This window comes from Ensifer sp. 38_S197, assembly GCF_056924495.1.
Window position 1 is genome coordinate 1378542 of sequence record NZ_JBXOVZ010000002.1, and the last position, 21999, is coordinate 1400540.

The 21999-nt window shown below is 63.7% G+C and carries 20 protein-coding genes; 11 read left to right on the top strand and 9 right to left on the bottom strand.

The window, feature by feature from the left end; genetic code table 11:
• Nucleotides 1-2 precede the first annotated feature (2 nt).
• The 3 genes from AC1Z3V_RS19800 to AC1Z3V_RS19810 form a co-directional block, all read right to left on the bottom strand.
• The gene (locus tag AC1Z3V_RS19800) at nucleotides 3-416 is read right to left on the bottom strand and encodes a YbaY family lipoprotein (protein ID WP_483501250.1); all 414 of its coding nucleotides are present in this window, start codon (nucleotides 414-416) and stop codon (nucleotides 3-5) included.
• A gap of 2 nt (nucleotides 417-418) precedes the next feature.
• Entirely contained in the window at nucleotides 419-1627 is a 1209-nt protein-coding gene (locus AC1Z3V_RS19805) for an acetyl-CoA C-acetyltransferase (protein ID WP_429812764.1), read from the bottom strand.
• Between the two features lie 72 nt (nucleotides 1628-1699).
• Nucleotides 1700-3496 carry an acyl-CoA dehydrogenase C-terminal domain-containing protein gene (locus AC1Z3V_RS19810; protein ID WP_483501251.1) on the bottom strand — a complete coding sequence of 599 codons (1797 nt, stop codon included), beginning with the start codon at nucleotides 3494-3496 and terminating at the stop codon, nucleotides 1700-1702.
• Between the two features lie 527 nt (nucleotides 3497-4023).
• Between AC1Z3V_RS19810 and AC1Z3V_RS19815 the strand changes: the two genes are divergently transcribed.
• The 4 genes from AC1Z3V_RS19815 to AC1Z3V_RS19830 all read left to right on the top strand — a co-directional run bounded on the left by AC1Z3V_RS19815 (nucleotide 4024) and on the right by AC1Z3V_RS19830 (nucleotide 10350).
• Nucleotides 4024-7848: a peptidoglycan-binding protein gene (locus AC1Z3V_RS19815; protein WP_483501253.1), complete on the top strand. Its 3825-nt coding sequence runs from the start codon at nucleotides 4024-4026 to the stop codon at nucleotides 7846-7848.
• A 339-nt stretch (nucleotides 7849-8187) separates the two neighbouring features.
• Nucleotides 8188-9114: a sulfite exporter TauE/SafE family protein gene (locus AC1Z3V_RS19820; RefSeq protein ID WP_429812757.1), complete on the top strand. Its 927-nt coding sequence runs from the start codon at nucleotides 8188-8190 to the stop codon at nucleotides 9112-9114.
• A complete protein-coding gene (locus AC1Z3V_RS19825) occupies nucleotides 9114-9914 on the top strand; it encodes a TIGR02186 family protein (protein ID WP_483501255.1) in 801 nt (266 codons plus the stop codon). The genes AC1Z3V_RS19820 and AC1Z3V_RS19825 overlap by 1 nt, the downstream gene beginning before the upstream one ends.
• A 199-nt stretch (nucleotides 9915-10113) precedes the next feature.
• A complete protein-coding gene (locus AC1Z3V_RS19830) occupies nucleotides 10114-10350 on the top strand; it encodes an Lrp/AsnC ligand binding domain-containing protein (RefSeq protein WP_065774359.1) in 237 nt (78 codons plus the stop codon).
• 47 nt (nucleotides 10351-10397) lie between these two features.
• Here AC1Z3V_RS19830 and pdeM read toward each other — a convergent pair whose 3' ends face one another.
• Both pdeM and AC1Z3V_RS19840 read right to left on the bottom strand, forming a co-directional pair.
• Entirely contained in the window at nucleotides 10398-11123 is a 726-nt protein-coding gene (gene pdeM, locus AC1Z3V_RS19835; protein ID WP_483501257.1) for a ligase-associated DNA damage response endonuclease PdeM, read from the bottom strand.
• Nucleotides 11124-11204: 81 nt separating this feature from the next.
• Nucleotides 11205-13757, bottom strand: coding sequence for a ligase-associated DNA damage response DEXH box helicase (locus tag AC1Z3V_RS19840; protein WP_483501258.1), 2553 nt, complete (start codon nucleotides 13755-13757; stop codon nucleotides 11205-11207).
• Between the two features lie 109 nt (nucleotides 13758-13866).
• Here AC1Z3V_RS19840 and AC1Z3V_RS19845 point away from each other — a divergent pair, with 109 nt between their 5' ends.
• Together AC1Z3V_RS19845 and AC1Z3V_RS19850 are read left to right on the top strand one after the other, a co-directional pair.
• Nucleotides 13867-14370: an Rrf2 family transcriptional regulator gene (locus tag AC1Z3V_RS19845; protein ID WP_483501260.1), complete on the top strand. Its 504-nt coding sequence runs from the start codon at nucleotides 13867-13869 to the stop codon at nucleotides 14368-14370.
• Between the two features lie 45 nt (nucleotides 14371-14415).
• Nucleotides 14416-14880 (top strand): carboxymuconolactone decarboxylase family protein, encoded by a 465-nt coding sequence (locus AC1Z3V_RS19850; protein ID WP_429812744.1) that lies wholly within the window; start codon nucleotides 14416-14418, stop codon nucleotides 14878-14880.
• 14 nt (nucleotides 14881-14894) lie between these two features.
• Here the strand turns inward: AC1Z3V_RS19850 and AC1Z3V_RS19855 are convergent, their stop codons facing one another.
• Both AC1Z3V_RS19855 and AC1Z3V_RS19860 read right to left on the bottom strand, forming a co-directional pair.
• Nucleotides 14895-15530 carry a YitT family protein gene (locus tag AC1Z3V_RS19855; protein ID WP_483501262.1) on the bottom strand — a complete coding sequence of 212 codons (636 nt, stop codon included), beginning with the start codon at nucleotides 15528-15530 and terminating at the stop codon, nucleotides 14895-14897.
• Between the two features lie 106 nt (nucleotides 15531-15636).
• A complete protein-coding gene (locus AC1Z3V_RS19860) occupies nucleotides 15637-16575 on the bottom strand; it encodes a class I SAM-dependent methyltransferase (protein WP_483501264.1) in 939 nt (312 codons plus the stop codon).
• A gap of 162 nt (nucleotides 16576-16737) precedes the next feature.
• On the opposite strand from AC1Z3V_RS19860, the gene AC1Z3V_RS19865 reads away from it, so the two are divergent.
• From AC1Z3V_RS19865 to AC1Z3V_RS19875, 3 genes are all read left to right on the top strand, one after another.
• Complete coding sequence (locus AC1Z3V_RS19865; protein ID WP_113132103.1) at nucleotides 16738-17004, top strand: DUF6460 domain-containing protein; 267 nt, start codon at nucleotides 16738-16740, stop codon at nucleotides 17002-17004.
• A 2-nt stretch (nucleotides 17005-17006) separates the two neighbouring features.
• Nucleotides 17007-17510, top strand: coding sequence for a CAP domain-containing protein (locus tag AC1Z3V_RS19870; protein ID WP_483501265.1), 504 nt, complete (start codon nucleotides 17007-17009; stop codon nucleotides 17508-17510).
• A 316-nt stretch (nucleotides 17511-17826) separates the two neighbouring features.
• Entirely contained in the window at nucleotides 17827-19182 is a 1356-nt protein-coding gene (locus AC1Z3V_RS19875; protein WP_483501267.1) for an MATE family efflux transporter, read from the top strand.
• Here the strand turns inward: AC1Z3V_RS19875 and AC1Z3V_RS19880 are convergent.
• Both AC1Z3V_RS19880 and AC1Z3V_RS19885 read right to left on the bottom strand, forming a co-directional pair.
• The gene (locus tag AC1Z3V_RS19880) at nucleotides 19158-20243 is read right to left on the bottom strand and encodes a quinone-dependent dihydroorotate dehydrogenase (protein ID WP_483501268.1); all 1086 of its coding nucleotides are present in this window, start codon (nucleotides 20241-20243) and stop codon (nucleotides 19158-19160) included. The genes AC1Z3V_RS19875 and AC1Z3V_RS19880 overlap by 25 nt on opposite strands.
• Nucleotides 20240-20587 (bottom strand): DUF952 domain-containing protein, encoded by a 348-nt coding sequence (locus AC1Z3V_RS19885; RefSeq protein ID WP_173515525.1) that lies wholly within the window; start codon nucleotides 20585-20587, stop codon nucleotides 20240-20242. Before AC1Z3V_RS19885 ends, AC1Z3V_RS19880 begins: the two co-directional genes overlap by 4 nt.
• Nucleotides 20588-20756: 169 nt before the next feature.
• On the opposite strand from AC1Z3V_RS19885, the gene AC1Z3V_RS19890 reads away from it, so the two are divergent.
• Both AC1Z3V_RS19890 and AC1Z3V_RS19895 read left to right on the top strand, forming a co-directional pair.
• Nucleotides 20757-21176 (top strand): hypothetical protein, encoded by a 420-nt coding sequence (locus tag AC1Z3V_RS19890; protein WP_483501270.1) that lies wholly within the window; start codon nucleotides 20757-20759, stop codon nucleotides 21174-21176.
• An 81-nt stretch (nucleotides 21177-21257) separates the two neighbouring features.
• Nucleotides 21258-21908: a response regulator gene (locus AC1Z3V_RS19895; protein WP_483501271.1), complete on the top strand. Its 651-nt coding sequence runs from the start codon at nucleotides 21258-21260 to the stop codon at nucleotides 21906-21908.
• Nucleotides 21909-21999: the final 91 nt, after the last annotated feature.

The window sequence follows — 21999 nt, forward strand, 5'->3', positions numbered from 1 at the left end:
CCTCAGTAGAGAATGGGTTCGATCTGCAGCGAGACGTTCGATCCGCCGCTGTAACGTTGTTTGCTGGTGTTGGTGGCGATCAGCCGTCCGTCGCGCTCGACGCGGATGGTGAAGCCCGCATCGGCGGCCTTGTCGACCTCGGGCTTCGGCACCTGCAGCACGAAGGGCACGCGGGTAGCCTTGCCGTCGCTGACGACCGATGTCTCGGCAATCAGCTTGGCGGCGGCGTCGGCGACGCCCTGTTCCTCGAGCCTTATGGTGACGGTGCCGGCCGGAACCGGACCGTCGGCGACATTGGTGATCGCACCGGTGAGCGTGAAGCTGTCGCCGCCCTCTTCCTCGTCGGAGACGCAGCCGGCGGCTGCAAGCAGCCCCAGGCCCATCAGTCCGAGAAGCGTGCGGCGCATCACATCCATCGTCAGACCCTTTCGATGACCGTGGCCGTGCCCATGCCGGCACCGATGCACAATGTCACGAGCGCGGTGTTGAGATCGCGGCGTTCCAGTTCGTCGAGCACGGTGCCGAGGATCATCGCGCCGGTGGCGCCGAGCGGATGGCCCATGGCGATCGCGCCGCCGTTGACGTTGATCTTGTCGTGCGGGATGTCGAAAGCCTGCATGTAGCGCAGCACGACTGCGGCGAAGGCTTCGTTGAGCTCGAAGAGATCGATGTCCGACAGTTTCATGTCGGCGCGCTTCAGAAGCTTTTCGGTGACATCGACCGGCCCGGTCAGCATCAGCGCCGGATCGGAGCCGATATTGGCGAAGGCGCGGATGCGGGCGCGAGGCTTCAGGCCCATGCTCTCGCCGCCGGCCTTGGAGCCGAGCAGCACGGCTGCGGCGCCGTCGACGATGCCGGAGGAGTTGCCGGCATGGTGCACGTAGTTGATCTTCTCGATTTCGGGATGCGCCTGGATGCCGACGGCCTCGAAGCCGCCCATCTCACCCGGCATCTGGAACGACGGGTTGAGCGCGGCGAGCGCCTGCATGTCGGTGCCGGGACGCATATGTTCGTCACGGTCGAGGATCGTCAGGCCGTTCTGGTCCTTGACCGGAACGACGGACTTCTTGAAGTAGCCCTTCTCCCAGGAATGCGCCGCGCGCTTCTGGCTTTCCACCGCATAGGCATCGACGTCGTCGCGACTGAAGCCGTACTTCGTGGCGATCAGATCGGCCGAGACGCCCTGCGGCATGAAGAACGCCGGCAGGTTGACCGAGGGGTCCATGAACCAGGAGCCGCCGGACATGCCGAGGCCAACACGCGACATGCTCTCGACGCCGCCAGCAATCACGATGTCGTCTGCGCCCTGGGCGATCTTGGCCGCACCGAAGTTGATGGCATCGAGACCGGAGGCGCAGAAGCGCGATATCTGCATGCCCGGTGCACGGGTGGAATAACCCGCTTCGAAGGCGGCGGCCTTCGGGATAACCGAACCGGCATCCATCACCGGATCGACGCAGCCCATGATGATGTCGTCCACGGTCGACGTGTCGAGGTCGTTGCGGTCACGCACCGCTTCCAGCATCTTGGCGGCGAGGCGTACGGAGGGCACTTCGTGCAGCGATCCGTCCTTCTTGCCACGGCCGCGCGGCGTGCGCACGTGGTCGTAAACGAAGACTTTCGTCATGTCTCATCTCCCTTTCGGCAGCACCGGAAGGTGCCGCCAGTCAAAACATTTTAGATCGAGTCCGCGGCGAGATTAGAAAGCGGCCGCGTCGAGCGCCATCAGCGTGTCGGCACCGGTTTCGATGCGGGCTTTGCGCAGGGCCGTTTCCGGCAGGATCCTTTCCATGAAGAAGGTCGCGGTGATCAGCTTGTTCCTCAGATAGTCTGCGCGCGCCGTTTCGCCAGAGGCAAGTTTTTCCTCGGCGGTCTTGGCGATCTTCGCCCACATATAGCCGAGCACGACGAGGCCAAAGAGGTGCATGTAGTCGGTCGAGCCGGCGCCGGCATTATCCGGCTTGGCCATGGCGTTCTGCATGAACCACATGGTGGCGGCCTGCAGGTCGTTGAGGCCCTTCTTCAACGCCTTGGTATAGGCGGCGAGCTTCTCGTTGCTGCGGTTTTCCTCGCAGAAGTCGCCGATCTCCTTGAACAGCGCCATGACGGCACGGCCGCCGTTCAAGGCCAGCTTGCGGCCGACGAGGTCGAGCGCCTGGATGCCATTGGCGCCTTCGTAGATCATGGCGATACGGGCATCGCGGACATATTGGCTCATGCCGTGTTCTTCGATGTAGCCATGGCCGCCGAACATCTGCTGCGCCATGACGGCGTGGTCGAAGCCCTTGTCGGTCAGCACCCCCTTCAGGATCGGCGTCATCAGACCGAGGATGTCATCGGCGGTCTGGCGATCGGCTTCATTGTCGGAACGGTGGGCGATGTCGGACTTCAGCGCGGTCCACAGCGTGAAGGCGCGACCGGCTTCGTTGAAGGCCTTGATCGTCATCAGCGTGCGGCGGACGTCCGGATGCACGATGATCGGGTCGGCCTTCTTGTCCGGCGCCTTCGGGCCGGAAAGCGAGCGGCCCTGGATGCGGTCGCGGGCATAGTTGGCGGCGTTCTGGTAGGCGACTTCCGCGATCGAGAGGCCCTGCATGCCGACGCCGAGGCGGGCCTCGTTCATCATCACGAACATGGCGTTGAGGCCCTTGTTCTCGGCGCCGATCAGATAGCCCTCGGCCCCGTCATAGTTCATGACGCAGGTGGCGTTGCCGTGGATGCCCATCTTGTGTTCGATCGCGCCGCAGGAAACACCGTTGCGTTCGCCCGGTTCGCCGTCGGCATTCAGCTTGAACTTCGGCACGATGAACAGCGAGATGCCCTTCACGCCTTCCGGCGCGCCCTCGATGCGGGCAAGCACCAGGTGGATGATGTTGTTCGACATGTCGTGTTCGCCGGCGGAGATGAAGATCTTCTGGCCGGAAATCTTGTAGGTGCCGTTGCCGGCGGGCACTGCCTTGGTGCGCAGCAGGCCGAGGTCGGTGCCGCAATGCGGTTCGGTCAGGTTCATCGTGCCGGTCCAGGTGCCGGCCACCATCTTCGGCAGATAAGCCTGCTTCTGTTCGTCCGAACCGTGAACGAGGATCGCGGCGATCGCGCCCTGGGTGAGGCCCGGATACATGGTCAGCGCCATGTTGGCCGAGGACATGTATTCGCCGACGGCGGTGTGCAGCGTATAGGGCAGGCCCTGGCCGCCGAATTCCTCGGGAACGGCAAGGCCGAGCCAGCCGCCTTCACGGTAGAGATCGAAGGCTTCCTTGAACCCCTTCGGCACGCTGACCGATGCGTCGTCGTGGCGCTTGCAGCCTTCCTGGTCGCCGGAAAGATTGATCGGGAACAGAACCTCCTCGGCGAGCTTGGCGGCTTCGCCGACGATCGCTTCGATCATGTCGGGCGTCGCGTCGGCGAAGCCCGGAAGATTGTTGTAGCGTTCGATGCCGAGCACGTCGTTCAGGATGAAAAGGGTGTCGTCGACTGGAGCCTTGTAGATGGGCATTCTTTCCTCGCCTTTGGTGCTTCGGGCGTCTCGTCGTCGACGCCCGGTTGCAGGATGCCGGATGCGCCGCCCTCCTCTAGGGCGCCCTGCGTTCGGACGAACGTATAAGGGACGCCCTAGCACTTTGATTCTAGAGCATCTTTCCGCTTCCAGTGATTCCACGTGAAAGCCGGATGCTCTAGGCGGTCTCGCATCGTTGGCAGGATGCTACAAAATTTTGACGTTTGCGTAAACGTCAAAAAGTGCGGACTACGAAGTTTCGTCGCGGATACCCGGGGGAGCGGAGAGAGGCGCCGGAGACCTGCGCTCACGGCCGATCCTGCCAAATCGTTAAAAAATCACGGGCAGGTTAACGGCTTGTTTACCACGTTTCATGAAAGGTGCGTGTTGAGATGGTCGAAGCTGCAACGAGTCCTGGCGTCGTGTCGTTGTAGCTTTGCCCACGTCGGAAGCGCCACAGGGGTGAAGAAAGCTGTTTTCTTCCGTGACGACTTTCGAGATGGCCGACGACAGGGGCGAAGAACACCATGAATGGATCGCGATCAAATCCTCAGCGCGCAGGCAGCCAGTCCTATAGCGAGCGGCCGTCGCTTGACGCCTTGAACCGCACCATCGAAGGACTTGAGGCGCGGATCGAAGGCCTGATGAGCGGCGCCGCGCGCGAGACGGCGCCAAGGCCGCCCGAGCGCGAGCGCCTGCCCGCCCGCGAACCAGCCAGAGAACCGGTAACGCCCCGCGACGCCGTCGCCGAAATCATGCAGCGCCAGCGCAGCCTCAGCGCTTCGCGCGAGCGCCCCTCCCTTCGCGACCGGCTGCCGCAGCGCGAGCCGGAACGTTACACTGCTGAGCGCCCGGTCTCCGACCTCTTCGTCGACGAGCCGAGCCGGCAGCCGCTTCACAGCCAGCCGCAGCGTCCGTCGTCGGCCGTCAACGATATTGCCGAAGCGCTGGTCGGTCTGCGCCAGGATCTCAAGCGCGACATCACCGACGGGCTGACGCGTGAGATGAATTCGCTGCGGTCCGAAATTCGCGGCATCAAGGCCCAGGCGCAGGATCACAGCTTCGCCGAAGACGTGCGCGGCGACATGCAGCGCCTCGCCGACAGCATCCAGCAGCTCGGTCGCCAGGCCTCCCCGGCCCAGGCCGACGCGCTGCGCGGCGACTTCGACGAGCTGCGCGCCATGATCGACGGCCTGGCGCGTGAAGACAGCATGCGCCGCATGGAGAGCCGCTGGAACGGCGTCGAGGACCGGTTGATCGCCTTTGACCAGAACCGCGACGACGAACTGGTGGCGCTCGCCTATCGGCTTGACGAGATCAAGTCGCAGATCGGTTCGCTGAAGAACAGCTCCGCCGTCGACGCGCTGGAAGACAAGCTGATCGCCGTTGCCCAGGCGATCGAAATGCTGGGCCGCCAGATCCAGCCCGACGACCGTCGTCTCGTTTCGCAATTTGCCGATCTCGACAGCCGGCTTGACGAGATCAGCCGCGCCATCGCCGCCAACAGCCGCACGACGACCGGTCTCGACGGTGGTTTCGTCAATCGGCTGGAAAGCCGGCTCGGCGACCTTTCCCGCCAGATCGACAACCTGTCGCGCCCGAACGATTCCGGGCTCGGCGCACGCCTGGAGGCCTTGACGGCCCGGGTCGAGGACCTCGCGAGCGAAAAGGCTGCCGCGCGGCTGGAGGAACGTCTCGACCAGCTTTCGCTGCTGATGGAGCGCAGCAACAGGACCGCGCAGGCGGATCTCGGCGATTACCTGTCGGACATTTCTCGCAAGATCGAGGCCCTGGATCAGGGCAGCGTCAACGACGCGCTGGCCGAACGGCTCGACTATCTGGCACGCCGCATCGACGAACTTGACACCCATGGCGGTCAACCGGCATCCGACCCGCGTTTCGACCGCCTGGAAGATCGGCTGGTCGGCATCGCGCAGCGTCTGGAAGAGACCCATGCTGCTCCGTTCGACGATCGCGCCGCCCTGCAGAACCTCGAAGCGCAGATCGCCAATCTGTCGACGCTGGTCAGCCAGCCGCGCGCAGACATTGCCGCGAGCGCCATGCCCGTCGATTTCGAAAACCGCATGAGTGCGCTTGAGGATTACCTCTCGACCAGCGACGAATACATCGTCGAGGCCGCCCGCCAGGCGGCCGAAGCGGTGATGGAAGCCTATGCCAAGAACGGCTCTCCCCGGGGCGCCGGCGGAGATCTCGCCGCCATCTCGGCGCTTGCCGAGGATCTTCGCACGCTGGAAGACCTGAGCCGCTCCAGCGAAGAGCGCACGGCGCGCACCTTCGAGGCGCTGCACGAGACCCTCGTGCATATCGCCGACAAGCTGGAGCGCATCGAAAATCGCGAGCCGGCAATGCCCGTGCGGGCAGAAACAGCGGTGCTGCGCGAACCCGCGCAGATGCCCAAGGCCGTACAGCCGGAATTCGACGATCCCTTCCGCGGCAACGATCTCGACGACCGTTACGAGGATCTGCAGCGCAACGTCCGCGCCTTGCAGGCCGAAGATCAGGCTGTGGTTGCGCAGACCGGCGAGCCGGCAACGGCTTTTGCCGATGAGCAGCAGGTCTCGACCGTTGAAGTCGAAGACGTGCGCGAACCGGCCGCGGCAAGCCGCACCGGCCTGCTTGCCGGTCTCACCCGGCGTTTCTCTGGCAAGCGCTCCGAGCCGGTGTCGGAACAGGCCCGGCAGATTGTCGAGCCGGCGCCGTCGATCGATCCCTCCGAAATGCTTGCGCCGGAGGAAGCCAATCAGCTCCTGGAGCCGGGTTCCGGCGTTCCCGACGTCAAGAAGATCCTGGAACGCGTGCGCGCCGGCCAGATGAGCAAGGCGGGTGTTCAGCCTGCCGACGGCGACAAGTCGGATTTCATCGCCGCCGCCCGCCGTGCCGCCCAGCTCGCGGTCGAAGAAGCCGACACCCTGAACAAGGTGGGGCAAGGCGGCAAGGCCTCCGGCATCGGTGGCGCTTTCGCTCGGCACCGCCGGCCGATCCTGATGGCCGTCGGTGCGGTGCTGCTGGCGATCATGTCCTACCCGCTGGTCAGCAACATGCTGAAGAAGCACGAGACCGCACCGATGGAGCCGGCGGCGATCATCGAGCAGCGGGCGGTGCCGGAATCGCGCGAAAACAAGATCGTGGACGACCTCCTGCCGCAGACGGCGGCCGTGGCCCCGGCTGCGACCCCCGTCACGGCATCCGAGCCCGCTGTCGCAGCACCTCTCGATTCCGTCGAAGCATCAGCGAAGGTATCCGAAACTTCGATCTCGGTACCGGCAACGGCCGTGCCGACGACCACCATCGCGACCCCGGCTGAAGAAAAAGCACCGATGCTTGCGCCGGCCGCAGAAACGAAAACGGCGTCACCAGCCTCCGAATTCCAGCCGACGCCGGTCGGCAACGCACCCGCCGATGGCGCCGCTGTTGTCAGTTCGCCGGCCGATGGCGCGGCGGTGACGGCACTTGCGCCGGTGGCTGCACCGAGCGAGATCGTGCTGCCGGAGGGTTTCGGCCCGGCCGCTCTGGTGACGGCCGCCAAGGGCGGAGACCCGCTTGCCTTCTTCGAAATCGGCGCCCGCTTCAGCGAGGGCCGCGGTGTCCCTGAAAATATGGCGGAAGCCGCCAAATGGTATCAGCGCGCCGCAGACGCCGGCGTCGTTCCGGCGCAGTACCGTCTCGCGAGCATGTATGAAAAAGGCATGGGCGTAACGCGTGACGCCGCCAAGGCGAAGGCGCTCTATCTTTCCGCCGCCGGCCAGGGCAACGCCAGCGCCATGCACAATCTAGCAGTGATGCTGGCGAGCGGCCGCAATGGTTCGCCTGACTTTGCCGAGGCAACGAAGTGGTTCGCGAAGGCGGCCGAACTCGGGATTCGCGACAGCCAGTTCAATCTCGCCGTCCTCTATGCGCGGGGCAACGGCGTGCCGCAGGACCTGACGGAATCCTACAAGTGGTTCTCGGCCGCTGCCCGCGAAGGCGATATGGATGCCGCCGCCAAGCGTGACGAAGTTGCCAAGGCGATGAAGCCTGAGCAGCTCGAAAGCGCCAAGGCAAAGGCCGATGCCTGGAAGGCGCAGCCGGTCGACGCCAAGGCGAACACGGTCGATGTTCCGGATGCCTGGGTCGGCCCGGCCAACAAGACTGCCAGCGTCGACATGACCAAGGCGGTCCGCAACATCCAGGCGATCCTGAACAACAATGGCTTCGACGCCGGCAAACCGGACGGCCAGATGGGCAAGAAGACCGTGGCTGCCATCAAGGCCTTCCAGAAGTCGATCGGCCAGGAGCCGACGGGCGAAATCACCGAACAACTGGTCAAGGAATTGCTGAAGCGCAATTCCTGAGCTTTGGGCTTGCGCCGTAATAAAGCCGCAGAACCGGGCGACACGGATTGCGGGTGGCGAAGCTGTCTGCCATGTGGCTGAAAAGGTTGAAATGTCAGGCCTGCTGCATAATTCCTTAATCGGAATCAGGCTAGGGAAGAATTGATGCAGCAATCAAGGTCCGACCGTGACCTTGGCACGTCCTGGTGGAAGCGCAACGCTGCAGGAGTGCATGACGGAGGCCGCCTCGCCCTCGGGAGAGGTGCCGGCCTTTCGAATAATCCCTCATTCGTGGTGAATTGCTTGCCACATTAACCGGTTTGCCCGCATTGCGGGCCATTGGCATATCGAGGACCCGGCGTGACGATCTATCTGCCCATCGCAGAGTTGTCGGTGAACATACTCATCATTCTCGGTATGGGCGCAGCCGTCGGCTTTCTATCCGGCATGTTCGGCGTCGGCGGCGGCTTCCTGATCACGCCGCTCCTGATCTTCTATAATATTCCGCCCGTCGTGGCGGTGGCGACCGGCGCCAACCAGGTGGTGGCCTCGTCGATCTCGGGCGCGATCACCCATTTCCGGCGCGGCACCATCGACATCAAGCTCGGCACGGTACTCCTATGCGGCGGTCTTGCAGGCGCCACTGTCGGCGTCTGGCTGTTTTCGCTGCTGCGCCGCCTCGGCCAGCTCGATCTGGTGATTTCGCTGCTTTACGTCTTGCTGCTCGGTACCGTCGGCGGCCTGATGCTATGGGAAAGCATCACCGCCATGCGCAAGGCCGCCAAGAACCAGGCGACGACCTTGCGTCGCCCCGGCCAGCACAACTGGGTGCACGGCCTGCCGCTGAAGATGCGCTTCAAGAAGTCGAAGATCTATCTCAGCGTCATTCCGGTCGCCTTCCTCGGCTTTTGCATCGGCATCCTGACGTCGGTCATGGGCGTCGGCGGCGGCTTCATCATGGTGCCGGCGATGATCTATCTGCTGCGCATCCCGACTAACGTCGTCGTCGGCACATCACTGTTCCAGATCGTCTTCGTCTCGGCCTATACGGTGATTGTCCAGGCATCGACCAACTACACCGTCGACATCGTGCTCGCCTTCGTCCTGATGATCGCCGGCGTCATCGGCGCACAATACGGCGTGCGTGTCGGCCAGAAGCTGCGCGGCGAACAATTGCGTGCGCTGCTGGCGCTCCTCGTTCTTGCCGTCGGCATTCGTCTGGCGATCGAACTCGTCATCCCGCCGAAGGACATCTATTCGGTCGTATCAGCGGGGTTCGGTTTCTGATGATCCGCTTCGCTCGCACAGCCTTCATTCTTTTCGCCTTGGCCCTGGCGGCGCCGGCCGATGCCGCGCTTCAGGACGAAAACGCCGACCTCACTGAAAAGCTGGAGATCGGCATCTCCACCGACGAGATCGCCATCACGTCGGATTTTCGCGGCGCGGATCTGACGATCTTCGGCGCCGTCGACGGTTTCGACCAGGGGCTACTGGCCCAGGGCAGGTACAACATCATCGTGTCGCTCGAAGGTCCGAAGGACAATGCGACGGTGCGCAAAAAGGAGCGCGTCTTCGGCATCTGGGTAAACACCAGCTCCATGACCTTCGAACTGGTGCCGGAATCCTATTCGCTGTCATCAACGCGCGATATCGAAACGATCGCGCCGCCCGGCGAGATGGGCAATATGGGCATCGGCGTCGATCACATGCGGCTGGTGCCGCTCGGCTTCGTCGGCGACGGCAGCAATCTCGGCGAGTTCCGCAACGCCTTCCGCCGCATCCGTGAGACGAGCGGCGTCTATGAACGCGATCCGGGCGGCGTGCAATTCATCAGTGCCAGCCTGTTCAAGGCTTCCGTGCGCCTGCCGGCCAACGTCCCGAACGGTGTCCATGTGGTGCGCGCCTATCTCTTTCGCGATGGCGTCTTCGTTGCCGCCAAGGCGCTGCCGCTGCGTGTCGTCAAGACTGGCCTGGAACAGTTCATTACCCAGGCGGCGCATCAGCAACCGCTTTTCTACGGCCTCGTTGCCGTGCTGCTCGCAGTCGTTACCGGCTGGGGTGCGAGCTTCATCTTCCGCAAGGAATAGTTTGGGGCAGGCGCTGGCCTTGCGTTTCCTTTTTCCCGGCGCGCGTTTAAAGAAAGGGCAGCAGGATGTTTCAGGGATAAAGTACCGGGACATCCCTAAGATGTTGATCTGAACGCGCCGCGCCTAAGGGCGCAGGGTTCGAGAATGCGATGCTTGCACTTGTGGCGGCAAGCGACGCGAGACAGGCAGAGGAAGCCCGATGAAACCGATTTTTGTCCAGTTGCAGTGCGCTCCCGGCAAGACCTACGAGGTCGCTGACGAGATCTACCGCAAGGAAATCGTTTCGGAAATGTACTCGACGAGCGGCGACTACGACCTGATCATCAAGATCTACATCGAGGAAGGCCAGGACATCGGCAAGTTCATCAACGACAACATTGCCACAGTGCCGGGCATCTCGCGCTCGCTGACGACGCTGACCTTCAACGCGTTCTGACCGGGGCCGCGGCGGCGTGCGGACGGAACCGCACGCTTTCCCAAACGTCAGGCAATGAGATTGGCAAAGCGCACCGAATAGATCCGGTCGCGTCCAAGCATATGGGCGACAAGCTTGCTGCGGTCGAAAAGGCCGGTCATCGCCCGATGCCGGAGGTCGAGCCCGCCGGTCGTAACGCCGAAGGCGGGCATCAGCATGCGCGTGCCGTCCGTCGCAAAGCAGGCGCGGCGCACGGCCCTGTCGCGTCTCACCACCGTTGCTGCCGGGTGCAGATGGCCGGCGATTTCGCCGACGGCTTCGCCGCGCCTCGGCTCGTGCCGGAAGACGAGGTCCGCATGGCTGAGTTCGTCCATCGAGGCGCCCGGCAGCCCAAAGGCACCGTCCGGGTCGTGATTGCCGTTGATCCAGACCCATTCGCGTCCATGTGCCATCGATGCGATCATGTGCCGGAAGGTATCCGGCATCACCGCCGAGCCGACGCGATCGTGAAAATTGTCGCCGAGGCTGATGACGAGCTTCGGGTCATGACGGGCGATCGCCGCCTCGAGCACGCGCAGGGTCGCAAGCGTATCGTAGGGCGGCAAAAGCATGCCGCGGCGGGCGAAGGCGGAGCCTTTTTCCAGGTGAAGGTCGGAAACGACGAGCGTGCCCGTCTCCGGCAGATACAGGCCGCCGAGCGGATCGCAGATCGCCGCGACGCCGTTGATGATCGTCTGCGCCTGGAGGAGGGGGGCTGTCATCGCAGCCGATAGGGTGCGAGCGAGGCGGTGCATGGTCACGGTCTCGCACGTTGCATGGCCAGAGGGGGGTAACCCGCCCGACGCGACAGACTGCTCTTGCTCAAAACGACTTTCCTATCGATCCACATCATGTCCGACGCCCATCGCCTCGTTGATCAGGTCGTCGGCGGCCTCCGAAAGCAGGAAGTCCTGGGCCTCGCCCTGAACCATTTCCTTGCCGATCTCCAGCATCACGGGCACCGCCAGCGGCGAGATCCGGTCAAGCCGTCGATGGGTGATGTGGCCCTTGATTCGCTTCAGCATATCCCCCAGCCGGGCGATGTCCAAAAGCCCCGTTGCCGCATCGTTGCGGGTCGCCTCGAGCAGCAGGTGGTCCGGCTCGTGCGCGTGCAATACGTCGTAAATGAGGTCGGCCGAAACCGTCACCTGCCGGCCGGTCTTTTCCTTGCCGGGATGGCGCTGGTCGATCAGACCGGCGATGACGGCGCAATTGCGGAAGGTGCGTTTGAGGAGGAAGGATTCGTTCAGCCAGGCTTCGAGGTCGTCGCCCAGCATGTCCTCGTCGAAGAGTTCGGCAAGTGCGCCGCGCCGAAGCTCGAAGGTGGCGCCGAGGTCGTCGAGCGCCCAGACCGCCAGAGAATAATCCGTTGCGACGAAGCCGAGCGGCTTCAAACCGGCGCGGTCGAGGCGACGGGTGAGCAGCATGCCGAGCGTCTGGTGCGCCAGTCGTCCTTCGAAGGCGTAGGCGACCATGTAGTGGCGGCTGCCGCGTGGGAAGGTTTCGATCAGGAGTTCGTCCTCGCGCGGCAGCATCGAGATGTCCTTCTGCAGCGACAGCCAGTCGCGCACCTGTTCCGGCAGCGCTGCCCTGCGTGCCGGGTCGGCGAGCATCTTGCGCACTTGCTGCGCCAAATATGTCGAGAGCGGAAATTTTCCGCCCGCATAGCTCGGCACCTTCGGGTCAAAAGTAAAGGCCTGGCTGACGAGGCATTCGTTCTCGCGGATGCCCTCGAAGCGCAGCACCTTGCCGGAGAACATGAAGGTGTCGCCCTGGGAGAGCATTTCGAGGAAATATTCTTCGACCTTGCCGAGCGACATGCCGCCGCGGCCGAGCGAGCCGCGCTGGTTGCGCTTGACCATGCGCACGTTCAGCATCGGCGACTCGACGATGGTACCGACGTTCAGCCTGTACTGCTGCGCCACCAGCGGATTGGAGACGCGGTAGAGCCCGTCCTTGGTCTTGCGGATGCGGGCATAGCGCTCATAGGTTTTCAGTGCGTAGCCGCCGGTCGCGACGAAGTCGATCACCCGTTCGAAGGTCTCCCAGGCAAGCGTCATGTAGGGCGAGGCGGTGGTGATCTCGTCGTAGAGCGCCAGCGGGTCAAAAGGTGCGGCGCAGGCCATGCCGAGCACATGCTGGGCGAGCACGTCGAGCGCGCCCTTGCCGACCGGCGGCGTGTCCTGCGCGCCGATATAGTTGGCGTCGAGCGCTGCCTGGCATTCCATCACCTCGAAGCGGTTGGCCGGCACCAGGATCGCCTTCGACGGTTCGTCCATGCGGTGGTTGGCGCGGCCGATGCGCTGGGCAAGGCGGCTTGCGCCCTTCGGCGCGCCGACATGCACGACGAGATCGACGTCGCCCCAGTCGATGCCGAGGTCGAGCGTCGACGTGGCGACCACGGCGCGCAGCCGGTTCTCCGCCATCGCCGCCTCGACCTTACGGCGCTGGGCGACATCGAGCGAACCGTGATGCAGCGCGATCGGCAGATTGTCGTCGTTGATCGTCCAGAGTTCCTGAAACAGAAGCTCCGCCTGGCTGCGGGTGTTGACGAAGAGCAGGGTGGTGCCGTGCTCCTTGATCGCGGCGTAGACATCGGCGATGGCATAGCGCGCCGAGTGTCCCGCCCAGGGCACGTGTTCCTCCGTCTTGAGGATGGAGATCTGCGGCTTGGCGCCGCCTTCGACAAGCACGAGACCGGCATGATTGTTCGTGTCCGGTTCCTGTGGCGCCAGCCAGCGCTGCAGATCCATCGGGTCCGAAACCGTCGCCGAAAGCCCGATCGTCTGCAGCCGGGGCGCCAGCCGGCGAAGCCGCGCGAGGCCGAGGGAGAGAAGATGGCCACGCTTCGAGGTGACGAGCGAATGCAATTCGTCGAAGACGACATAGCGCAGGTCTCGAAAGAAGCGCGTCGCCTCGCCATTGGCGAGCAACAGTGCCAGCTGTTCCGGTGTCGTCAGCAGGATGTCCGGCGGATTGAGTTTCTGCCGCTGGCGCTTGGCGGTCGGCGTGTCGCCTGTGCGGTTCTCGACGCGGACCGGCAGGCCCATTTCGCCGACCGGCTTCATCAGGTTGCGCTCGATATCGACGGCAAGTGCCTTCAAGGGTGAGATATAGAGCGTGTGGATGCCGACGAAGGCGGAGCCGGGCGGGATCCTGCCGCGACGGGTGAGATCGACAAGCGACGGCAGGAAGCCGGCCAGTGTCTTGCCGGCGCCCGTCGGCGCGATCAGCAGCGTGCTTTCGCCTGCCTCGGCGCGTGCGAGCAGCTCGAGCTGGTGGGCGCGGGGCCGCCAGCCCTTTTCGCCGAACCAGCGTAGAAAGGGGGCGGGCAGGGTCAGGGCGTCGCCCTGCAGCTCTGGGGAATCGATCCTGTTCACGGAGAACAAAGGTAGATCAAATCCACCAAAAGAGAAGCCTGCAGGCGAGACCACCAGTAACCGAGTTGACGACCGCGCATATCGTAGATAAAAATTATCCACGATTAAGGAGGCAGGCATGAAACTCGGTGATGGGGTCGAGCAGGCCATTCACAGCGTGACCATGTTGAGTTGCCTGCAGCCGGGCAGCACGCTGTCGGCTGCAGCACTTGCCGAGTTTCATGGCGTCTCGACCAGCTATCTCCTGAAGCATTTGCAGGCGATGTCGGGAGCAGGGGTGTTGGAAGCCGTGCCGGGACCGAAGGGCGGATATCGCCTTGCCCGCAAGCCGGAGAAAATCACCCTGCTCGACATCGTGCTCGCGGTCGAGGGACCGGAGCCGGCGTTCCGTTGCAACGAGATCCGCCTGCGCGGTCCCAACCCCTATGCCTGCAAGCCGACCGCGCCCTGCACGATCAATGTCGCGATGCTGAAGGCCGAGCAGGCCTATCGCGCCGAACTCCGGCGGATGACGATCGCCGGCATCCTGGACGATTTGAACGCCAAGGATGACGGCAGCATTGCCGCAAGAACCAATGCGTTCCTTGAGATCCACGAACGCCGGTCAGCCGCCGGCGCTTGAGATCGACGCTACCCCAGAAGTTCCCTTCAACCCAAGGAGAAGTGCATGCAACCGCGTTTCAATTTCGTCGAAGCTGCCCCGGATGCGTACAAGGCCGTCGTGGCGCTGGATAAATACGTCGTCAAGGACTCGGGCCTGGAGCCCCGCCTCATCCACCTGATCAAGCTTCGGGCCTCGCAGATCAACGGCTGCGCCTACTGCGTCGACATGCATGTGAAGGAGGCGCGCCATAGCGGCCTCAGCGAGCAATGGATTCACCTGATCTGCACCTGGCGAGAATCGCCGATCTACGATGCGCGCGAACGCGCCGTGCTCGCCTGGACGGAAGCGCTTACCAACATCGCCCAGACGCGTGCGCCGGATGAAGACTTCGAGCCGTTGAAGGAACATTTCACCGAGGCCGAAATCACCAAGATCACGGTCGCGATCGGCGTGATCAACACCTGGAACCGGATCGCCGTCGGCTTCCGCTCCCAGCATCCGGTCGACGCGCCGGCAAAGGCTGCTTAGTTCTTGCGTCGCTCTTAAAGCGCGATGTAACGGTCGGCGCGGTGGTTGATGGCCACGAACAGGTTCAGGACGACCGCGCCGAGCACCGACCAGGCGACGACGGTGGGCGATGTCACGCCGAAGGCGGCGACAAGCACGACCATGTCGATCGCAAGCTGCACGAGGCCGGCCCGGATGCCGAAACGCTCCTGCAGGTAGATGCCGAGAATGCCGACGCCGCCGAGGCTGGCGCGGTGGCGGTAGAGCGCCAGCAACCCGTAGCCGAGCAGCAGGCCGCCGAGCAATGCCGCCCAGGCGGGCTGGATCGTGCCGATCTGGAAGAGACGTGACTGGACGTCGGTGAGGAACGAGGTGAGGCCGATTGCAATGAAGGTCTTGACCGTGAAGGCGGGACCAAGCCGCTTCCAGGAGAGATAGAAGAACGGCAGGTTGAGCAGGAAGAAGGCGAGACCGAAATTGATGCCGAACGCATAGTGCAGCAGGAAGGCGACGCCCGCCGTGCTGCCGGTGAGCAGGCCGGCGCTTGCGAGGAAGTAGAGGCCGAGGGCGGCGATCAGGCTGCCGGTGAAGATTCCCTGCAGGTCCTCGACCGGCGTGTGCCGGGTCGGGCTGGTGTTCCAGAGACCGAAAACGCTGCTGATCTGAGCCATGGCAAAACCTCGATTGCGATGACCGCAGCAATGCTGCAATGCACAACAACAATCAAGAAAAATATGTCAGTAATGCTGACTTATTTTTGCAACTCTGCCTTGCGTTTTACGCAGGCTTGCGCGCCAAAAACAGGATGCCGAAAACCGGCTCGCCGGCATCCATGCGGATGACAGTGCGCTCGATGGCCTTGAGCTCCAGCCCATGCGCCGCGCAGAGGCCGCGGATATAGGCTTCGCTATGGGCATAGCGCAGCGAGGGCCGCAGCAAGAAATCCCCGCCATCGCCCGCATCCTCGACGGAAAAGGCAAAGTAGCCGTCGGCGGCAAGCAGTCGGAGGGTAATGTCGAAGACGCTGTCGAGATTGCCGAGATACATGAGAACGTCGGCGGCGCTGACGAGATCGGCCCGGGCGGGAGCGAAGTTGCCGAAGATGCCGGAGGTCTCCGGCGGGAGTGAAAGATCGGCGCGTGCCAGCCGATCATAGGTGGATTTCGCCTCGGCCTTGGCGAGCATGTTGATGGAGATGTCGAAACCTTCGAGAAATTGCGCCTGATCCCGGATGCGTTCGCCGAAGAGGCCGGTGCCGCAGCCGAGATCCGTCACATGCTCGAAGATGAGGCCTCCGGTGCGGCTTTGGATCAGTGCTGCAAGCTTCTGCGGCACGGTGTAGCCGAGCTTCTCCACCAGCGCCTTGTCGAAGCGGTCGGCATAGTCGTCGAAGAGCCGTTCGACATAGAGGCTCGGCGGCTGTTCCGGCATCGCGGCGGCGCCGAGAAGCGCCAGCTTCAGGCCGGCGCCAAAGATGTCCTCGGGGCTGAGCTCCAGGGTTTTTCTGAGTGCGTCGATTGCCGCCTCTTTCCGGCCCGATTTCTCCTCATAGTCCGCGAGCCGAAACCAGCCGGCTGCCCAGTCCGGCGCCCGTTCCAGCGCCTGTGCCATGAGTTCGGCCGCGCTACCGGGCTCGCCGCCATCGGCAAGCATTTTTGCGTAGTCGGCGCGGCGGTCGGCGATCAGGTCGCCGGAGGAGAGCTGGTTGAGCGTCATCAATGTGAGATATTGGTTGCGATCAGCGCTTCTGACGCCGGAAGCCGCAAAACACAAGCGGAATCTGGCGCAAATGGAAGCTTGGGCCGTGCCTGCCGGATCCAATGACTTGCGACGCTGCCGATCGCGGCTTATGTGAAGACAAACAGGAGAAGTTCGCGGATGTCGGACGGAATGAACAGATTCTTGGGTGACTCGCCGCTGCGCGTGCTGGTCAAGCTCGTCGTGGTGTCGATCCTCGTCGGCTTCGTCATGACCGTCTTCGGCTGGTATCCGACCGATATCTATTTCGCGGTCCGCAACTTCCTGCTCGACCTCTGGTACACCGGCTTTGCCGCGCTTGGCCGGGTGGGTGACTATCTGCTGCTGGGTGCCGCGATCGTCGTGCCGGCCTTCGTGATCCTGCGTGTTCTGAGCTACCGGCGCTGATGATGCACGACCGGTTTCTTCTGATCGAACGCCGCGGCCTGCTGCGTGCTACCGCCATTATCTCGCTCGGCGCGCTGGCCGGCTGCACGACGTCGAAGGTGCTGACGCCTGAAAGCGGCACCAGCAGCGACCAGACCGAGGCGAGCCTCGGTTATGTCAACAAGCTGCGCAAGGGCAAGGGACTGACCGAGCTCGTGGCGGACCACGCGGCCTCGCTCGCAGCAATGAATCAGGCGGTGCGCATGGCCAAGATCGGCAAAATGCAGCATCTCATCGGCTGGAACGACAGTTTCTACGACCGCATGAAGGGCCAGGGCGTAACCCTGCCGGCGGCCGAAAACATCGCCATGGGCCAGGACGACGCCGAACGCGCCTATGACGCCTGGTACAAGTCGCCGAAGCATCTCGAAAACATGCTCGGCAACTATCGCGGCCTCGGCGTTGCCGTCGCCCAGAACGCCGCCTCCGACAACCGCCCCTTTTGGGCGATGGTGCTGTCGGGCTGAGCGCTCTTCCGCTCGCATAGAGCTTTGCCCCTCATCCGGCCTGCCGGCCACCTTCTCCCCGCAGGCGGGGAGAAGGGCACGCGCGGCAATCACTCGGTCCACCAATTCTGCCTCGATGACACAGCTTCTCCGTCGGCATTCCGGGATGCGGCGCTGCGGCTGCGCACGTCCCCTCTCCCTGCCTGGGGAGGAGGGTAGGTGAGGGGCAGTTGAGGCGCTGAGACGTTTGTCGCCATAACCGTGCATGCTAACTTGCATCGGCCCATCCTCTGTCCCTACAACGGTCGTCACATCACCCATCACGCCGGACCGTTCGATGACCGCTTCCTCCGCCCTGCCGCGCGATACCGCCGGAGCCTTTCATGTCACCCATCGGTTGATCCTGGCGATTGCGCTGCCGATGACGCTCGGCTTCCTGACGACACCATTGCTCGGTCTCGTCGATACGGCCGTCGTCGGGCGCATGGGGCAGGCGACTTTGCTGGCGGGGCTCGCGGTTGGCGCCGTGATGTTCGACCTGATCTTCACCACCTTCAATTTCCTGCGCGCGGCGACCACCGGTCTCGTCGCCCAGGCCTATGGCCGTGGCGACCGGCGCGAGCAGCAGGCGGTGTTTTGGCGGTCGCTGATCATCGCGCTCATTTGCGGCACGGTCAGTCTTCTCATTTCGCCGCTTCTGTTGTCCGGCGGTCTCTGGCTTATGGGGCCTGAGCCGGAGGTGGCCGCCGTGACCAGTACCTATTTTCTCTGTCGCATCATTTCGGCGCCGGCCGCCCTTGCGAACTATGCCATTCTCGGCTTTGTCCTCGGTCGCGGCGAAGGCACGATCGGTCTGATGCTGCAGACGCTGATCAACGGGATCAACATCGTCCTGTCGATCCTGCTCGGTCTCATCCTCGGCTGGGGCGTGATGGGTGTGGCGCTCGCAACCGTCACCGGCGAGGTGATCGGCGCGCTCGCCGGCTTTGCCATCGTCTATGGTCGCTTCGATCGTAAGGACGCACCGGGCTGGGCGCTGATCTTCGATCGCGAACGCTTGAAGCCGCTCTTCGGCCTCAACCGCGACATCATGATCCGTTCCTTCGTTCTGCTCGCTGCTTTCACGCTGATGACGCGCATCGGCACCGCCTTCGGGCCGGTGACGCTTGCGGCAAACGCGGTGCTGATGACGATCTTCCTGGTGGCCGGCTATTACCTCGATGGCCTCGCCAATGCTGCCGAACAGTTGATCGGCCGTTCGATCGGCGCCCATTACCGTCCGGCTTTCGACCGTGCGCTGCGGCTGACGGCCGCCTGGTCGCTGGGGCTCGCGCTCCTGACGACCGCGGGCTTGCTGCTGTTCGGTGACCGGCTGATCGATCTCCTGACGACGGCGACCGACGTTCGCGCTGTCGCCTACGAATATCTGCCGTGGGCGGCGATGACGGCGGTGACGGGCGCGCTCGCCTTCCTGATGGACGGCGTCTTCATAGGCGCCACCTGGTCGCGCGAGATGCGCAACATGATGGTCGCGGCTTTCGTCGGCTACGTCGCGGCGCTGGCCGTGTTGGTGCCCGCCTTCGGCAACCACGGGCTCTGGACCGGCCTCAACCTCTTCCTGCTGATGCGCGGCCTGTTCCTGCTATCGAGAATTCCGGCGAAGGCGCGTCAGACCTTCCGGCCGGCCCAGTAGTCGAGACGGCTGTCGCGGATGTCGCGGATCGAGGTGAGCCGCTCGCGGTCGCAGAGATCGGAAAGGCCGCGCACGATGCGGCCCGGCAGGGCAGGGCCTTCATAGACCATGCAGGAATAGAGCTGGACCAGGTCGGCGCCGGCGCGGATTTTTTCCGCCGCGGTCTCGGCCGAACTGACACCGCCGACCCCGATGATTGGAAGATTTGGCCCGACGCGCTTGCGCATGCGGGCAAGGACCGCCGTCGATTTCTCGAAGAGAGGCTTGCCGGAGAGGCCGCCGGCTTCCTTCGCCTGGCGCTGGTCCTTCAGGCCCTCGCGCGACAGCGTCGTATTGGAGACGATCAGGCCGTCGAGATTGTGGGCGAGAACTTCGGCCGCAATGTCGTCCATGCCTTCTTCCGTCAGATCAGGCGCGATCTTCAGGAACACCGGCACATACCGGTTGCTGCTGCGGGCTTCCTCGTCGCGGGCGGCGAGCACGGCGGACAGCAAAGCGGCGAGGCTCTCGCGCGCCTGAAGGTCGCGCAGCCCCGGCGTGTTCGGCGAGGAGATGTTGGCGGTGAAGTAACGGGCGACGGAATAGAACGTGTGAATGCCGTTCACATAGTCGGCAACACGGTCGGCGCTATCCTTGTTGGCGCCGATATTGACGCCGATCAGCGACGCGCGCGAGCAGGCCTTGAGCCGTGCCAGGGCTGCGCCGTGGCCCTCGTTGTTGAAGCCGAGGCGGTTGATGACGGCCTCGTCCTCGACCAACCGGAAGATGCGCGGCTTGTCGTTTCCGGCTTGCGGCTTCGGCGTGACGGTGCCGATCTCGGTGAAGCCGAAACCGATCTTCAGGAGCGCCTCCGGCACCTCGGCATTCTTGTCATAGCCGGCAGCCATGCCGATCGGGTTCGGGAAGTCGATGCCGGCGACCGTCTGGGAAAGTCGTTTGTCGGCCTTGGCCGGACAGCTCGGCACAAGCCCGGACCTTAGCGCCTTGATCGACAGGCCGTGCGCGGCCTCGGGATCGAACAGGAAGAGGCCGCGGCGGGCGAGATTGGTAAGCGGATTCATGCGTCAAGTTCCGGGAAGATATGCAGGCCATCGGCGCCAAGCGGCAGGGGTTTTTCCCAGACCACGGCGGACAGGAAGAGTGGGGCATAGAGATGCGGGAAGAGGGCGCCGCCGCGCGAGGGTTCGTAGACCAGTTCCTCGCCGAGCGCGTCTCCGTCGACAGCGACCAGAAGCAGGCCTTCCTGTCCCTCGAAATGCCGCGCTGCCGTTTCCACGGCCTGTTCGGCGGTGGAGAAATGGATGAAGCCGTCGGCGAGGTCGACGGGTGCGCCGTCGAAGCGTCCGCTACGCTTGGCTTCCTGCCACAGCGAGGCCGGAACGATCTTGTAGATGATGGAACCCATTGTGCCCGTCTGCCCCCGTAATCTTCTGTCGTGGCCTTGCCGCAAATATCGGCGATTGTCCATCGCAGAAGGGCGTCGATTCGCGCATAATCGGTGGTGAAGATCGATTTCGCTCTTCCCGTTCATGTGCCGGACGTCATCTGGCAAGGACCGCAACGGAGAGGACGTCATGAGAAAAGCTACTGTCGCACTTCTGATCGGAGCCGGCCTGGCATCCGCCGGCATCGCCTTGGCGCAGGATCCGGCGCCCGGCCGCTACAGCATGCAGAAATCCGAGACCGGGATTGCCCGGCTTGATACGCAAACCGGCGAAGTGTCGCTCTGCCAGGAAAGGAATGGCGAACTCGTCTGCCGCATGGCAGCGGACGAACGCTCAGCGCTGGAGCTGGAGATCGACCTCCTGACCAAACGGGTGGAGACCTTGGAAAAGGCCGTCAAATCCGGTGAAAGCATCGCGAAACCGAACCTTCCGACCGACGAAGAGATTGACCGGACAATGGGCATCATGGAAAGAATGATGCGCAAGTTCATGGATATCGTGAAGGATCTCGAAGGCAGCGACCCCGCGACGGAGTCGCAGAAGACCTGAGACACCGGATCGGCCATGCGGGATGCGGATCGGCGCGTGGAGGCGTGCAGGTCGCAGACCGGGCTCTTGGGAGGGAGCGACATGACGCCGGACATGACCATCATCATTGCGGACGATCATCCGCTGTTTCGGGGCGCCATGCGCCAGGCGCTGAGCGGCATGGAGGGGGCCCCCTCCATCGTCGAGGCGGGCGATTTCGCCGCCGCGCGCAAGGCCGCAGCCGATTGTCCGGATGCCGATCTCCTGCTGCTGGACCTGACCATGCCCGGTGTCAGCGGTCTTTCCGGCCTGATTGCGCTTCGCGCCGAGTTTCCGAGCCTGCCGGTCATGGTGGTTTCCGCCCATGATGACCCGGCGACGATCCACCGCGCGCTCGACCTCGGCGCGTCCGGCTTCCTGTCGAAGTCGGCCGGTATCGAGGAGATCCGCGAGGGCATCGAGAAGGTGATGGCCGGTGAGGTCTTCGTGCCGGCCGGTTACGATCAGGCCCAGGAATACGAACCGGAAGTCGCCGATCTGCTCCAGCGGCTGCAGACGCTGACACCGCAGCAGTCGCGCGTCCTCAGCATGTTGGGCGAGGGCCTGCTCAACAAGCAGATCGCCTATGAGCTCGGCGTCTCCGAGGCGACCATCAAGGCCCATGTCTCGGCGATCCTGCTGAAACTCAATGTCGACAGCCGCACCCAGGCGGTGATCCAGCTCTCGAAGATCGGCACCGTTGCCGCCGCTTGAGGCGCGACGCCGAGCCTACAGCGCCGCGCGTCTTTTTAAGACGCCAGAGTACACGCCAGTTATGTTGAGCGGGATAGATACCTTCGCCCTT